Source organism: Pseudomonas sp. LBUM1641 (genome assembly GCF_059716235.1).
The window spans coordinates 4,934,903-4,949,842 of record NZ_CP166815.1; the positions used below are offsets into that span (position 1 = coordinate 4,934,903).

Annotated in this window: 16 protein-coding genes; 9 read left to right on the forward strand and 7 right to left on the reverse strand. The window is 62.5% G+C overall.

The window, feature by feature from the left end; genetic code table 11:
- The first annotated feature begins 1 nt into the window (after position 1).
- The gene (murJ, locus tag ACA046_RS22555; protein WP_459022587.1) at positions 2-1,417 is read left to right on the forward strand and encodes a murein biosynthesis integral membrane protein MurJ; all 1,416 of its coding nucleotides are present in this window, start codon (positions 2-4) and stop codon (positions 1,415-1,417) included.
- Between the two features lie 15 nt (positions 1,418-1,432).
- Entirely contained in the window at positions 1,433-2,497 is a 1,065-nt protein-coding gene (locus ACA046_RS22560; RefSeq protein ID WP_497675014.1) for an acyltransferase family protein, read from the forward strand.
- Positions 2,498-2,609: 112 nt separating this feature from the next.
- Here the strand turns inward: ACA046_RS22560 and ACA046_RS22565 are convergent, their stop codons facing one another.
- Both ACA046_RS22565 and ACA046_RS22570 read right to left on the reverse strand, forming a co-directional pair.
- On the reverse strand, positions 2,610-3,191 hold the full coding sequence (locus ACA046_RS22565; RefSeq protein ID WP_497675015.1) for a DUF4174 domain-containing protein: 582 nt from the start codon (positions 3,189-3,191) through the stop codon (positions 2,610-2,612).
- Positions 3,192-3,355: 164 nt separating this feature from the next.
- Positions 3,356-3,976 carry a glutathione S-transferase N-terminal domain-containing protein gene (locus ACA046_RS22570; RefSeq protein WP_497675016.1) on the reverse strand — a complete coding sequence of 207 codons (621 nt, stop codon included), beginning with the start codon at positions 3,974-3,976 and terminating at the stop codon, positions 3,356-3,358.
- Positions 3,977-4,046: 70 nt separating this feature from the next.
- On the opposite strand from ACA046_RS22570, the gene ACA046_RS22575 reads away from it, so the two are divergent.
- Complete coding sequence (locus tag ACA046_RS22575) at positions 4,047-4,262, forward strand: AbrB/MazE/SpoVT family DNA-binding domain-containing protein (RefSeq protein ID WP_003208231.1); 216 nt, start codon at positions 4,047-4,049, stop codon at positions 4,260-4,262.
- On the opposite strand, the gene ACA046_RS22580 is transcribed toward ACA046_RS22575, so the two are convergent.
- Positions 4,259-4,837 carry a GNAT family N-acetyltransferase gene (locus ACA046_RS22580; protein WP_459022594.1) on the reverse strand — a complete coding sequence of 193 codons (579 nt, stop codon included), beginning with the start codon at positions 4,835-4,837 and terminating at the stop codon, positions 4,259-4,261. The two genes, ACA046_RS22575 and ACA046_RS22580, sit on opposite strands and share 4 nt — an antisense overlap.
- Positions 4,838-4,909: 72 nt before the next feature.
- Positions 4,910-7,267 carry a DNA polymerase II gene (locus ACA046_RS22585; RefSeq protein WP_497675017.1) on the reverse strand — a complete coding sequence of 786 codons (2,358 nt, stop codon included), beginning with the start codon at positions 7,265-7,267 and terminating at the stop codon, positions 4,910-4,912.
- A gap of 75 nt (positions 7,268-7,342) precedes the next feature.
- Between ACA046_RS22585 and ACA046_RS22590 the strand changes: the two genes are divergently transcribed.
- The 6 genes from ACA046_RS22590 (at position 7,343) to ACA046_RS22615 (ending at position 12,909) form a co-directional block, all read left to right on the forward strand.
- Complete coding sequence (locus ACA046_RS22590) at positions 7,343-7,528, forward strand: hypothetical protein (protein ID WP_459022598.1); 186 nt, start codon at positions 7,343-7,345, stop codon at positions 7,526-7,528.
- 31 nt (positions 7,529-7,559) lie between these two features.
- On the forward strand, positions 7,560-8,441 hold the full coding sequence (locus ACA046_RS22595) for a LysR family transcriptional regulator (protein WP_497675018.1): 882 nt from the start codon (positions 7,560-7,562) through the stop codon (positions 8,439-8,441).
- Between the two features lie 120 nt (positions 8,442-8,561).
- Positions 8,562-9,668: a tartrate dehydrogenase gene (locus ACA046_RS22600; protein WP_459022602.1), complete on the forward strand. Its 1,107-nt coding sequence runs from the start codon at positions 8,562-8,564 to the stop codon at positions 9,666-9,668.
- A gap of 2 nt (positions 9,669-9,670) precedes the next feature.
- Complete coding sequence (locus tag ACA046_RS22605) at positions 9,671-11,119, forward strand: aldehyde dehydrogenase family protein (RefSeq protein ID WP_497675019.1); 1,449 nt, start codon at positions 9,671-9,673, stop codon at positions 11,117-11,119.
- Between the two features lie 32 nt (positions 11,120-11,151).
- The gene (locus tag ACA046_RS22610; protein WP_497675020.1) at positions 11,152-11,910 is read left to right on the forward strand and encodes an SDR family oxidoreductase; all 759 of its coding nucleotides are present in this window, start codon (positions 11,152-11,154) and stop codon (positions 11,908-11,910) included.
- A 27-nt stretch (positions 11,911-11,937) separates the two neighbouring features.
- Positions 11,938-12,909 (forward strand): cyclase family protein, encoded by a 972-nt coding sequence (locus ACA046_RS22615; RefSeq protein WP_459022606.1) that lies wholly within the window; start codon positions 11,938-11,940, stop codon positions 12,907-12,909.
- A gap of 9 nt (positions 12,910-12,918) precedes the next feature.
- Here ACA046_RS22615 and ACA046_RS22620 read toward each other — a convergent pair whose 3' ends face one another.
- The 3 genes from ACA046_RS22620 to ACA046_RS22630 form a co-directional block, all read right to left on the reverse strand.
- A complete protein-coding gene (locus ACA046_RS22620) occupies positions 12,919-13,233 on the reverse strand; it encodes a protealysin inhibitor emfourin (RefSeq protein WP_167665721.1) in 315 nt (104 codons plus the stop codon).
- 10 nt (positions 13,234-13,243) lie between these two features.
- Positions 13,244-14,278 (reverse strand): M4 family metallopeptidase, encoded by a 1,035-nt coding sequence (locus tag ACA046_RS22625; protein ID WP_497675021.1) that lies wholly within the window; start codon positions 14,276-14,278, stop codon positions 13,244-13,246.
- A gap of 117 nt (positions 14,279-14,395) precedes the next feature.
- Positions 14,396-14,863, reverse strand: coding sequence for an SRPBCC family protein (locus tag ACA046_RS22630; protein WP_459022610.1), 468 nt, complete (start codon positions 14,861-14,863; stop codon positions 14,396-14,398).
- Between the last annotated feature and the right edge of the window lie 77 nt (positions 14,864-14,940).

Sequence of the window (14,940 nt, forward strand, 5' to 3'; positions counted from 1 at the left end):
CATGCTCGGATCGGCGTTCTGGTTGACCCTGGCAACCCTGCTGGGACTGTGCCTCGGGTTTGCCCGTGAGTGGTTGTTGGTGGCCGCGTGGGGCGCGGGCGAGCGCAGTGATGCGTTCCTGATTGCGCTGTTTTTGCCCGAAGCCTTGCGTATGTCACTGGCCGGTGGCGTGCTGAGCGCCGCCGCCCTGCCGCTGTACCTGCAACGCAAGGACGGCGAGCGCCTGGACTGGCTGGCGGTGTTGTTCCCGGCGCTGCTGTTGATTGCGCTGGTGACCAGCCTGCTGTTGACGCTACTGGCGCCGTGGCTGGTGCAACTGCTCGGCCCGGGCCTCGCGGCAACGGCCACCAGCCTTGCCAGCAGCAACTTGCAGATCCTCGCCTGGAGCGTGCCGGGCTTGATGCTGCATGCGTTGTTCAGTATTCCGTTGCAGGCCAGCGAGCGCTTTGTGGTCGCGGGGCTCGGTTCGTTGCTGTTCAACCTGCCGCCGGTGACCTACCTGGCCCTCGCCGGCACCGCCACGCAACCGCACTCGCTGGCGTTGGCCTGCCTCACGGGTAGTTTGCTGATGCCGCTGGCGCTGTTGCCGTCGATGGTGCGCCTGGGCTGGCGGCCCTGGCGGCTACGGGCTTCGACCCTGGAATTGCGCGAGCTGGGCGGGCGCATCGGCCCATTGCTGCTGAGCAATGGCGCCAGCCAGGGTTTGGCATTGATTGAACGGTTGGTGGCGTCGTTGCTGGGCGAAGGCGCGGTGACCTGGGTCAACCTGGCCCGCAAGCTGATGAACTTGCCACTGATTGCGCTGATGAGCCTCAACCAGGTGCTGCTGGGCATGATGAGCCGGCGCCAGGGCGACGAGCGCCTGGCCCTGCTCAAGCGCGGCCTGGAAACCGCCAGCCTGCTGACCCTGCCCGCAGGCGTTGGCCTGGTGGCCGCAGCGCCGAGCCTGGTGGCGTTGCTGCTGCCCAAGCAGTCGGTGGATTCGCCGTTGCCGCTGCTGCTGGCCTGGTTTGCCGTGCCGCTGGTGTTCGGCGCCTGGAACGCCCTGTTGGCGCGTTATGCCTACGCCGCCGGCGACACCCGCCAACCGCTGCGCTGCGAGTTGCTGGGCAGCCTGGTGAACGTGTTGCTGCTGGGTGTGCTGCCGTTTGTGTTTGGCCTGGCGGGTATCCCGCTGGCCGCCCTCGCCGGCGTGCTGTGCACCGCGTTGCTGCTGATGCAACGCCAGGCCTTGCTCGGCGCCCTGCCCTGGAAGGGGCACTGGTTGCTGAGTGGGCTGGTGATGAGCGTGGCGGCGTTGGTGTTGTTTCGGGTTCAAGGTATTTGGCTGCAGTTGGGGTTGAGCACCCTGGCTGGGGCCGTGGTGTTGCTGGGCATGGGCCTGTGGCTCAAGCCGTGGCGCAAGGCAGATTTATAGAGTGGGAGCAGTCAGGTGAAAAAACGCTGGATTCAAATGGATATTGCCAAGGGCATTGGCATCCTGATCATCGTGTTCGGGCATGGTTGGTTCGTGGAGCACTCCCCGGATTTGCTGTACCCGATACTCGCGGTCTTTATCCTGCCGCTGTTCTTCTTCCTGTCCGGAGTGTTCTTCAAGCCCGAGCAGCCCTTCGTTGAAATGGCGGTGCGCAAGGCCGATGCCCTGCTCAAGCCGTTCTTTACCACGATGCTGGCATACGTGTTGGTGCGCGATATCCTGCGCGGCCAGCCGCTGCTGCCCGACATTGGCGGCGTGCTGTACGCCTCGGTGGATACCCTGCCCTGGCAGGCCTTGTGGTTTCTGCCGCACTTCTGGGCGGCAATGCTGTTTGGCTGGGTGATGCTGCGGCTGATGCAACGCCTGGGCCTGTCACTGGTGTGGAGTTGCGTGGTGGTGGGCGTGCAATTGCTGCTGGGGGTCTGGACCCTGGACTGGTTCTGGCAGGTACCGATCACCGTTGGCGGCCACACCTGGACGATGCCGGGGCTGCCCTTCAGCCTGGATGTCACGTTGATCAGCAGTACCTATTTCATCCTCGGTTACCTGCTGCGGGACGTCCTGCGCAAACACCAGAGCTCACTGCTGAGCATGGTGGTGGCGCTGGTGGTGTACTTCGCGATTTTCATCCCGACCTGGGACACCATGGACCTGGCCCAACGGCGCTATGACCATTGGTTGTGGACCAGTGCACTGGCGGTGATCGGTGTGTACATCTGCTGGGCGCTGGCCGGGTTGATGATGACCTCCGCGGTATTGACCCGCGCCATGACCTACATCGGCCAATCGACCCTGATCCTGTTGATTTTCCATGGCGAGATCCAGCACAAGACCATCGCCCTGCTGCAGCACCTGGGCCTGCCGGATGTGGCGGCGGCGTTTATCGGGCTGGTGGTGGCAGTGGTGGTGCCGTTGATGATCGGCGAGGTGATCAAGCGGGTGGCGTTCCTGCGGTTCTTCTACTTCCCGTTCCCGGTGCGCAAGGCGCCGGCGGTGGCCGGAGAAAAGCCTGGAGTTTGAGGCCTGATGTGGGAGCTGTCGAGCTTTAGCGAGGCTGCTATGGCATCACCGCGGTGTGCCTGAATTACCGAGGTGATGCTATCGCAGGCAAGCAGCTCCTACAGAAAAACGCTCAATCATCCAGTGCCGGTTGTGGCGCTGGATGCTTGGTGTTTTTGCCCGCCTTGGCGCCAGGCTTGCCAGCTGCAGGGGTAGCCGGTTCCGGTTCGGCCGGGGCGGCAAGCTCCTTTTCAGCCTGGGGCATCTGATCAATCGCGCTGAAGAAATCCGCCAGGTTGAGGGTATCCGGTGGCACGGTCTTCTCGAGTTTTTTCTCGCCGTCCTTGCCCACCAGAATCACTTTGGTACCACTGCCGGCACCCAACTTGAGTGCCCGGATCAGCGCATTGGTTTCAGGCGGGGCGAGCTTCTTGTTGTCCTTCGCCTCCTTGGCGAACTTCTCGCCTTCGGCGCCGATGCTGCCGAAGGACACGGTGTAGAGCACCATGCTGCGCTCTTCAAAGGACTGCTTGTTGGCAGGCTCTTCCAGCTGTTTCTTGAGGGTGGCCAACGTTGGGTTGCCGGAGTCGAGTTCCACCACCACCAACGGGCGTGACTTGCCCAGGTCCTGCTTGAGCGGATTGAGATCATCCGCGGCCAGCAGCGGCCCCGTAAAAGCCATCAAGGTAGCCAGGGTCAGCGACCGGATGAGCATGCACACCTCCTTTGAATTCCATGCAGGGTTCTTGAGTTTCATGTCTGCGACAGTCAAATTCAAGGATGATTCCTACGCCAGCTTCAGAAAGCGTAGGTCAGCACGCCCGCGACGCAAGGCGTTTAGCCACCTTGGGCCTCATTGTTTCTTCTGATTGCTAAGGCTTACAGCGGCCAATGCCGGGCAAATACTGGCGCCACGATGGGGTCGGCATCCACCTGCGCCAGCATCCGGGCAAACTCAGGCCGCGACTGTTGTATCGCCTCGCGTCCTCCCGCCCAGCGCGACACGGCCGCGGCCATGATCCCCAATGCATTTGGAGCCTGCTGCGGGGTGACCAGTTGGTCGGCGAATTGATCGGCAAACACTTCCCAGGCCCCATGCAGGCGGCGACGGGTGCCGCTGATCAACTGTCCATGCTCCTGCGCATCGGCGCTGTCAGTCCAGCGTTCCGGGTAGTCGATGATGCCAATCGCCGAATAACAGTTGGCGGCGATGTACACCAGGCCGCGAATGACTTGGGCGGGCTCCTCGGGCAGCAACGCCGAGGCGGGAAACTGCAGGCCCAGGTGAATCAGGATCGCCGCGCTTTCGGTCAACACGCTGCCGTCCGGCTGTTGCAGGGTGGGGATTTGCTTGAGCGGGTTGATCTGCGCCAGAGCCTCGCTGCCTGCGCTGTCTTCCCAGGAGCAGGCGTCGACCTGGCGCCACTCGACACCGCAACGCTGCAGGGCGATTTCGATGATGCACGAGCCGGTGCCTTGGGTTCCGTAAAGGGTGTGCACAGTGCTGAGCCTCCTGGCAGTGGATTGAGGTGTTAGGCTAGGCCGTTCAATCGTTCAACGGGAAGCCATCATGCACAGCAAACGCGTCACGATCGAAGACTGGGACGGCGACGGCGCCATTCGCCTGCCGGACGAAGCCTTGCAGGAATTAGGGCTGGATGTGGGCGACACGCTGTACATCGTCGAGACCTACGTAGGCACACAAAAAGGCTTTGTGTTGTCGACCACACCGAAAATTGCCGACCGGATGGATGAGCTGGTGGAAGAGCTGAGCCACAAGCCCTAGCGAGCCAGCCTGGCCAGCAACCCCGCCTTCACCTGCGGCCATTCCGGATCAATGATGCTGAAGCGCACCGAGTTGCGCTTGCGGCCATCGGGCATGATGCGCTCGTGGCGCACGATGCCTTCCTGTACCGCACCGAGGCGCAGGATCGCGGCCCGGGATTTTTCATTCAGTTCATCCGTCGTGAATTGCACCCGCACGCACTCCATCACTTCAAACGCGTGGGTCAGCAGCAACAGCTTGGCCTCAGTGTTGACCCCGGATTTCTGCACCGACTGGCTGATATACGTGTGGCCGATCTCCAGCTTGCGGTTGACCCGGTCAACCTTCCAGAACCGTGTGCTGCCCACCACCTCACCGGTGTCGCGGCGCACGATGACAAACGGCATCATGGTGCCCGCCTCCCGCCCGGCCAGGGCGATGTCCACGTACTTATCGACGGTGTCGGGACCCGGCACGTTGGTCACCTTGAGGTTCCACAGCTGCCCGTCGGCGGCGGCCTGTACCAAGGCGGCCGAGTGTTCGCGTTGCAGGGGGCGGAGTTCGACCGTGGTGCCGGTCAGGATGATTTCAGTCATGGGAGTGCTGCGCCGTCTGGTGGTCGTCAGTGGCCAAGATTGCAGGCTCTCGCCACTGCAAGGCAAGCCGTTTTAGAACAAGCCCATCTGGCCACCTACCAGGGTGCTGAAGTCGTCGTTTACAAACGGCAGGATCGCATCCGCCACCGGTTGCAGTTGCCGGGTGACGTAGTGGTCGTAGTCGATCGGTGCCTGGCGCACTTCCAGCGGTTCGGGTCCGTTGACGCTGATCACGTAGCTGATCCAGCCACCGTTCTGGTACTGGCGCGGGCGACCCTGGCGGTCGTTGTATTCGTCGGCCAGCCGCGCGGCACGCACGTGGGGCGGCACGTTGCGTTCGTAGTCGCCCAATTGCCGGCGCAGGCGTTTGCGGTAGATCAGCAATTCGTCGAGTTCACCGCTCAAGGTGCGACGTACGTAGTCGCGTACGTAGTCTTGATGAGGCTGGCGGTGGAAGATCCGCTGGTAGAGCTCCTGCTGGAATTGCCGGGCCAGGGGCGACCAGTCGCTGCGCACGGTTTCCAGGCCTTTGTAGATCATCTCTTCGCTGCCGTCGGCACGGGTGACCAGCCCGGCGTAGCGCTTCTTGCTGCCCTCTTCCGCGCCGCGAATGGTCGGCATCAGGAAGCGGCTGAAGTGGGTTTCGTATTGCAGTTCCAGGGCGCTTTGCAGGCCGAACTCATTCTGCAGGCGTTCACGCCACCAGGTGTTGACGTGCTGCACCAGGTCCAGGCCGATGCGCGTGGCGTCTTCCTGGGAGTGGGCGCTGCCGAGCCAGACGAAGGTGGAGTCGGTGTCGCCGTAGATCACTTCATAACCCCGGGCTTCAACCAGTTCGCGGGTCTGGCGCATGATCTGGTGGCCACGCAAGGTGATGGACGACGCCAGCCGCGTGTCGAAGAAGCGGCAACCGCTGGAACCGAGCACGCCGTAGAAGGCGTTCATGATGATTTTCAGTGCCTGTGACAGCGGCGCGTTGTGTTCGCGCTTGGCCACTTCGCGGCCTTCGGAAACCCGCGCGACAATCGACGGCAGGCAATGCCGGGTGCGGGAAAACCGCGCCCCGCGAAAGCCTTCCACTGACTCGCTGTCTTCGGGGTGACGCAGGCCTTCGATCAGGCCCACCGGGTCGATCAGAAAACTGCGGATGATCGACGGGTAAAGGCTTTTGTAGTCGAGTACCAGCACGGATTCGTAGAGGCCCGGGCGCGAGTCCATGACAAACCCGCCGGGGCTGGCCTGGGGTGGTTTGTCTCCCAGGTTCGGCGCGACGAAACCCTGGCGATGCATCAGCGGCATGTACAGGTGAGTGAAGGCTGCCACCGAACCACCGTTGCGGTCCGCTGGCAGGCCGGTGACGCTGGCTCGTTCGAGGAGGAATTTCAACAGCTCGGTCTTCTCGAAAATCCGCGTGACCAGCTCGCAGTCCTTGAGGTTATAGCGCGCCAGCGCGGGCTTGTCCTCGGCGAACATGCGGTTGATTTCGTCCATGCGCTGGTACGGCGTGGAGATCGATTTACCTTCGCCAAGCAAGGTCTGTGCGACGTTTTCCAGGCTGAAGGATTCGAAACTCCAGGTGGCCGAACGCAAGGCTTCGATGCCATCGATGATCAGCCGCCCGGCTGCCGCGGCGAAGTAGTGGTTGCGGCTGCCGTGTTCGCGCCAGCCCATGGCGTCGCCGCCACGGCCCAGCAGCAGCGGCACGTTCAAGCGTTGCGCATGCTCGTGCAGGACACGCAGGTCGAACTGCACCAGGTTCCAGCCGATGATCGCGTCGGGGTCATGGGTGGCGAGCCACAGGTTCAGGCGTTCGAGGAGTTCGGCGCGGGTGTCGCAGTAGTCGAGCTTGAAGTCCACTGCGTCAGTTTTGTTGGGCGGGCCGAGCATGTACACCTGGCGCTCGCCGCAACCTTCCAGGGCGATGGAATACAGGTCGCCCTGGGCGGTGGTCTCGATGTCCAGCGACACCAGCTTGAGTGGCGGGCGGTAATCCGGCGCGGGTTTCATCTGCGCCTCCACCAGCATGCCGCCCTCGCCCGCCGTACCGCCAAACCACACTGGCGCGGTGATGAAGCGTTCCATCATGTAGCGATCGGGTGGGCGCACATCGCCTTCGTAGACGTCGATGCCGGCTTTGCGCAGGCGCTTTTCCAGGTCCATCAATTGGCGATGTTGTTTGGTGTAGAGACCCAGCACCGTGCGATGGTGGAAGTCGCAGAGTGCCAGGTCGCGCAATTCGATGCCGCGCTCGCCTTTGAGCTGCAGCTCAGCCGGCTTGCGATGGGCCTGGGGGATGAACATCACGGAGGTCTGCACCGGCAAGCGCACAAACCTTGGGCCCTGATCGGTGGCCAGCCAGAAACTGACCTCCGTGCCCGCCGGGGTGTCGCGCCAATGCCGGGTCAGGACAAACCCCTGCTGTAAATCCACCTTGCCGCACCTCAAGAATCGCTTTCAGGGCGTGATTCTACTCGGCCTGTGACAAGGCGCGGCGATTTAACAGAAATGGCCTGCCTCAACGACAACTGGACCGCTTATAACGCCGGCGGCGCCAGGAGCGGGTGGTCGGAGGGTACGCCTAAGGGGCGGGGCCTCGGCGGTTACCTGACCCAGGGTGACCCACGCGCGGCCAAGTTGTCGGCCAACATCGACTTCTACCCCAGGTTGGACACCAAGGTCACAACTGCGTAGTTTCCCAACCACTGCGCACAAGGACTCCGGCATGTCCCCCGACCTCACTTCCATCGAGCTGTTCCTCAAGGCGGTCAAGCTGGGCAACCTGTCCCGGGCGGCCGAGCACTCCCATCTCTCCCTCTCTGCCGCCAGCCGGCGCCTGTCGCTGCTGGAGCAGCACTTCAAGGTCGCCCTGCTGACCCGCACCTCCACCGGCGTTTCGCCGACGGCGGCCGGGGACGTGTTGGCCCAGCATGCGCAGTCGATCCTTCGGGCAGTGGACAGCATGCACGCCGACCTCGCCGACTACGCCAAGGGCGCCACCGGACGCGTGTGCCTGTACGCCAACAGTTCGGCGATGAGCCAGGAACTGCCGCGCCAGCTGACCCAGTGGAACACGCTGCACCCGGGCATCCGCCTGGACATTCGCGAGGAGCGCAGCCGGGAAATTCTCCAGGCCGTGCGCGACGGCGTGGCAGATGTCGGTATCGTCACGACCCGGCCCAGCGAAGAGTTGCGCTTTGTACCCTACTGCCAGGACCGCCTGTGCCTGATCGTGCCCCATGATCATCCGTTGAAAATGCGCCATGCGCGCTTCGAGGATTTGCTCGGTTATGACTTCGTCGGGCTGGAAGACAACGCCGCCATCACGCCGTTGATTACCGAAGCCGCCGCTGCGATTGGCATGCCGTTGCGGTTGCGGATGCAGGTGCGCAGTTTCGAAGCGGTGTGCCGCTTGATCGCTGCCGGCCAGGGCGTGGGCGTGCTGCCACAGGGCGCGGTGCAGATTTTCCGCAAGGAGATGGCCTTGCGCTTTATCGAAATCGACGACAACTGGGCCGACCGCCAGATGTACCTGTGCATGCGCAAGGAACAGCCTTCGCTGACCAGCCTGGCGTTGTTCGACTACCTGAGCGCTAACCCTGCATAAACCTTCGGCCTTCGAATTTTGCGAAGGCCGATTCCACAATGAGCAATTCCCCTGCTGTAACAGCTGTGCCAAAAATGCCCTCGCCAGACCTTCCTATAAAAACAAGACAGGAGACACGGCGTGTCCCAATCCCACACCCGCCCCACCCATCGCATCGCCGTGATTCCCGGCGACGGCATCGGCCGCGAAGTGGTGCCCGAAGGCCTGCGGGTACTTGAGGCCGTCAGCCGGCGGTTCGGTATTCACTTTCACTTCGACCACTTTGCCTGGTGCAGCGAGCATTACCTGGCCCACGGTACGATGATGCCCGACGACTGGGCCGAACAGATTGGCGGCCATGACGCGATCTTCTTCGGCGCTGTCGGCGCGCCGGACATCATTGCCGACCACACCGCCGTGTGGGAGTCGCTGCTGAAGATCCGCCGCCAGTTCGATCAATACGTGAATATCCGCCCGGTGCGTCTGATGCCTGGCGTGCCCTGTCCGCTGGCCGGCCGCGTGCCGGGTGACATCGACTTTATCGTGGTGCGGGAAAACACCGAAGGCGAATACTCCAGTGTCGGCGGGCGCATGTGGGAAGGCACCTCGCGGGAAATCGCAGTGCAAGAGTCGATCTTCTCCCGGGAAGGCGTGGACCGCGTGGTGGATTACGCCTTCAAACTGGCGCAACAGCGGCCCCGGAAAAACCTGGTGGCGGCGACCAAATCCAATGGCATCTCCATCACCATGCCGTTCTGGGACGAGCGGGTGAACGAGATCGCCCGGCGCTACCCGGACGTGAAGACGGCCAAGTTTCATATCGACATTCTGTGTGCGCACTTCGTGCAGCACCCCGAATGGTTCGATGTGGTGGTGGCCTCCAACCTGTTCGGCGACATCCTTTCCGACCTTGGCCCGGCGTGCACCGGCACCATCGGCATTGCGCCGTCGGCCAACCTGAATCCGCAGCGGCATTACCCTTCGCTGTTCGAGCCGGTGCACGGCTCGGCGCCGGACATCGCCGGGCTGGGGGTGGCCAATCCTATCGGGCAGATCTGGTCGGCCGCACTGATGATCGAGCACTTGGGCGACGGTCATCCGCTTTACCAGGAAGCTGCGGCGGCGATCGTATCCGCCATCGAAACCGTGCTTGCCGAAGGCCCGCGCACCCGCGAAATGGGCGGCAACGCCAGCACCGTCGAAGTGGGCCGCGCCATCGCCGAATGCATCGCAGGGAACAGGAGTTGAACATGACCAACGCACATTACATCGCCAATCAATGGCTGGCATCGACCTCGTTGGAAGACATTCCAGTGATCGACCCGAGCACCGGCGAAACCTACTCGAGCATCGCCCCTGGCACGGCCGCCGATATCGATGCGGCGATCCGCGCGGCGCGCCTGGCACTCGGGGAAACCTTCGATGGGCCGTGGGGTACGTTATCTGCCGTGGAGCGCAGCCGCCTGCTGGCGAAGCTCGGCGTGGCAGTGTTGGACCATCATGAAGAACTGGCGCAGATCGAAGCGCGGGACACCGGCAAGGCATTGAAAGTCGCCCGCGCTGATGCCACTGCCCTCGCCCGCTACTTCGAGTACTACGCCGGTGCCGCCGACAAACTGCACGGCGAAACCCTGCCGTATCAGGCGGGCTACACCGTATTGACCGTACGCGAACCTCATGGCGTGACCGGGCATATCATCCCGTGGAATTACCCGATGCAGATTTTCGGGCGCAGCGTCGGCGCTTCGTTGGCGGCGGGCAATGCGTGTGTGGTCAAGCCGGCGGAAGATGCCAGCCTGTCGTTACTGCGCCTGGCGGAGATTGCTGCCGAGGTGGGCTTTCCGGCTGGCGCGATCAATGTGGTGACCGGTTATGGCTATGAAGCGGGCGCGGCGTTGTGCGCACACCCGGGCATCGATCACATCTCGTTTACCGGTTCCACTGCCACCGGCACCGCCGTATCGAAAGCCGCCGCCGAGCGCCACTGCCCGGTGACGTTGGAACTGGGCGGCAAGTCGCCGCAACTGGTGTTCGCCGATGCCGATCTGGAGGAAGCGTTGCCGGTGCTGGTCAATTCCATCATTCAGAACTGCGGGCAAACCTGCTCAGCCGGCAGCCGCTTGCTAGTGGAACGCAGCATCTACGAAAGCCTGCTCGCGCGCCTCAGCCAGCGTTTTTCCGAGTTGCGTGCCGGGCCTTCTGCGCTGGACCTGGACATGGGCCCGCTGATCAATCAGAAGCAGCAACGCCTGGTGCGGGAGTTTATTCGCGAGGCCGAACTGGCCGGGATCACCGTCGCCGCACGTGGCACGGTGGTGGCCGAGGCTGGCAGCGGCGGGTATTTCCAGGAGGCGGTGCTGTTTCGCGATGTGCCGCCAGACAGCCGCCTGGCGCAACAGGAAGTGTTCGGCCCGGTGCTGGCCGTGATGCCTTTCGACGATGAAGCCGAAGCGATTCGCCTGGCCAATGGCACCGAGTTCGGCCTGGTGGCCGGCGTGTGGACCCGCGACGGCGCGCGGCAAATGCGCCTGGCGCGCACGCTGCGTTGTGGCCAGGTATTCATCAACAACTACGGAGCCGGTGGCGGCGTCGAACTGCCATTCGGCGGCGTGAAGGCCAGCGGTTATGGCCGGGAAAAAGGCTTCGAAGCGCTGCTGGGCTTTACCACCTTGAAGACCATTGCGATCAAACACGGTTGATTCCTCACAACAACAAGAACGGAGAACACACCATGCGTTTAGCCAATAAAGTCGCGATCGTCACCGGCGCCGGTTCGGGTTTTGGCGAGGGCATCGCCAAGACGTTTGCCCGCCAGGGCGCCAAGGTCATCGTTGCGGACACGAACGCCGTGGGCGGTCAGCGAGTGGTCAATGAGATTGCCGAAAGCGGCGGCCATGCGCACTTTATCGAGGTCAACGTGGCCAACGATGAAAGCATGGGCGCGCTGCTACGCGGCACACTGGAGCAATTCGGTGGGCTGGACATCGTCATCAACAACGCCGGTACCACCCACCGTAACCGGCCGATGCTGGAGGTCGATGAGGCTGAGTTCGACCGGGTATTTGCGGTCAACGTCAAAAGCATCTTCTTGAGCGCCAAGCATTTTGTGCCGCACTTTCGCGGCCAGGGCGGCGGCGTGTTCGTCAACATTGCCTCGACGGCAGCGATCCGCCCACGCCCGGGACTGGTCTGGTATAACGGCAGCAAGGGCGCAGTGGTGGTCATGAGCAAGACCATGGCGGCAGAGTTGGGGCCGGACAATATCCGCGTCAACTGCGTGAATCCGGTAGTCGGTGCCACAGCATTGCTCAGCGAATTCATGGGCGTGCCGGACACCCCGGAAAACCGCCAGAAGTTCATGTCGACCATTCCCCTGGGGCGCTTTTCCACCCCGCAAGATGTGGCCAACGCCTGCCTGTACCTGGCGTCGGACGAAGCGGCGTTCATCACCGGCACCTGCCTGGAAGTCGATGGCGGCCGCTGCGTGTAACTCACTTTCACAGGGACCGGAATTGCTATGTGTGATCTTCATAATAAGAACGAGCCGAACACCCGGAAATTGCTTGAAGGCCTGCCAAAGAATTGGGGTAAATGGGGACCGGACGACGAAGTCGGTGCCCTCAATTACCTGACTGAAGCCGAAGTGCTGCGCGGCGTCGCCTCGGTACGCCAGGGCAAGACCTTTACCTTGCAAGTGCAGATCGGTCACCCCGACGGCGACCCGATGTGGCCGGCGCGCAACCCGTCGATGCGCTTCAACACCCTCGACCACAGCCATTACCACTTCGGCAAACAGCCGCACATGACCGGTGGCGCGGCGTACTCCGACGACGTGATCTTCATGCAACTGCAAGGCTCGACGCAGTACGACGCCCTCGGCCACGCCTGGTACGACAATCAACTGTGGAACGGCTACGACGCGCAGACTACCGTCGGCGGCATGGCCAAGGCCAGCGTGCTGGCCATCGCCGAACGCGGCGTTGTGGGCCGCGCCGTGCTGATCGACATGGCCCGCCATCGCGGCAAGAAATGCCTGGGTCGCGGCGAAACCTTTAACCACCTGGACTTGCTCGACGCCGCCAAGGCCCAGGGCGTGACCATTGAAAAGCGCGACATCCTGATCATCCGCACCGGTTCCATGGGTGCGTTTTATGAGCTGGGCAAGACCGAGTTCTTCAAAGACCTGATGGAGCCAGGGCTGACCTACAGCCGCGAGCTGGTGGAGTGGTTCCATGAAATGGAAATCCCCAACCTGGTGACCGATACCATCGCCAACGAAGTGATCACCGACCCGGTGTCCGGGGTGCAGATTCCGCTGCATTGCGCGCTGATGCGCAACCTGGGAATCGCCTTTACCGAGATTGTGTTGCTGGAGGAACTGGCCGCCGATTGCGCGGATGACGGCCAGTGGAAGTTCCTCTACACCGCCGCCCCGTTGAAGATTGTCGGGGGCAGCGGCGCGCCGGTGAATCCGGTGGTGATCAAGTAGACCGAAAGATCAGACCTGGCCTTTGTCCCACAGCCGGACTAACTCTCCAGGTGCCAGGTCTTCCGGCACCTGGAGCAGTAACCGGTCATCGCGATCATCCTGGCGAAAACGCACTTCGATTTGATAGAAGCGCTGGTCGCCCCTTCCTGACTCAGCCGAGGCCAGCGGCAGGCAACCATTGAGCAGCGTGAAGATCTGTTCGCGTTCATCCAGGTTGCACTGGGCAAACTCGATCTCTCGCGGCCGGCTCAGCATCGCTGTCACCCCGCCTTGGCGGGACAGACGCACCGTGGCATCGCTGCCCAAGGGTGGTAGCTGTTTCATCACATCCTCCTCATCCAGGACTCACGCCTACCGCGGCCCAGGCTTCCTCCACGGCCTTGGCCTGGGTCGCACCGAAACGTTCGCGGGCATGGGCGACGGTCAAGGCGGCAAAGCCTTGGAAGTCCGCATCGTTATCGAGTTTTCCATCGCACAGGGTGTCATACCAGACTTGCCCAGCCTGCTCCCAGGCCGAGCCGCCCAAGGCGGTCGCCGCCAGGTAAAACGCGCGGTTGGGGATCCCGGAGTTCAAGTGCACGCCACCATTGTCATCCTGGGTGACGACGAAATCCCGCATATGCGCGGGCTGCGGGTCCTTGCCCAGCACCGGGTCGTCATAGGCGGTGCCGGGATGGGACATGGAGCGCAGGCCCTTGCCCTGAACCTTGTCGGTAAGCAAATCCGCGCCGATGAGCCAGTCCGCCTGCTCGGCCGTGTGCTTGAGTACGTATTGCCGGGTAAGTACGCCGAACACGTCGGAGATTGATTCGTTGAGCGCCCCGGACTGATTGCGGTAAACCAGGCCGGCTTCGCTCTCGATGATGCCGTGGGTCAGTTCGTGGGCGACCACGTCCAGGGACCGGGTAAAGCGCTGGAACACCTCACCGTCACCGTCGCCGAAGACCATTTGCGCGCCGTTCCAGAAGGCGTTGTCGTAGCCTTCCCCATAATGCACGGTGCCGACGAGGGCTAAACCACGATTGTCGATAGAGTCGCGTCCGTAAACCTGCCAGAAAAAATCGTGGGTCGCGCCCAAGGCGTCATATGCCTCATCTACCGCCGCATCGCCGCTGGCCCGCTGCCCTTCGCCGCGCACCAGGTCACCGGGGAGCACCGTCAGGTGGCCGGCATCGTAGAGGTTGCGTTGCAACGCGCCGGCGATTGGCGCCACCGGAGCCGGGCCAGGCTTGCCCGGGTTGGGCCGCAACTGGCGAACGTGCGTCAGGGTATTCAGGGCTCGCGAGCGCTGCCACTCGGAACCATGGTCGATCAGCCGATGGAGAATGTAGGGCGGGATAAATCCCGGGCATGAACCTTGACTGGGCATGGGCGTTCTCCTTGTCAGATAGCGGTCTGGGTTGACCAGGGCGTGCTGGTAACCTACACCGATACCCTGGAAATCAGCACCGCCCACGAGAGCTGATGATTGCGGCATCCCATCCGCTTACGGCTGATGGGGGTTCGCCAGGTAGTTTTCGATGTTGTTCATCTGATCGTCCCAGCCTCGGGAGTTCTTCTTGTAGGCTTTCTGGCGGCGAGCGTCCGGGATCGCGTCAAAACCTGACTCCACCACCCGCAACAAGATACCTTCGGCGTGATCCTCAAGGGTGAACTCCACCAAGGTGGGCGTTTCGGTGTCGTAATCGACATCCTTGTCTACGGCGTAGGGATGCCAACTGAAAGAGAAGCGCGTTTGCGGCTCAAGGCGCTCGATTTTCGCCTTCCAGACCACATGCTCGTAACCGGGGTAAGTGATTTGGGCTTCAATGGCCCGGCCCTGGGCAAACTGCTTGCCCTTGAGAGCGATGCCAAACCAACTGCCGAATTGCTCGGCGTCGGTCAGTGCTTCCCAGACGCGTTGACGTGGAGCGTTGAGCAGGACTTTACGTTTGATTTCATTTGATTCGTGCATGAGACACCTCCTGTATTGACAGTAGGCGACATCGACCAATGCGCAACCTTTAAAAAAGGATGGGGCATGACCAGCGT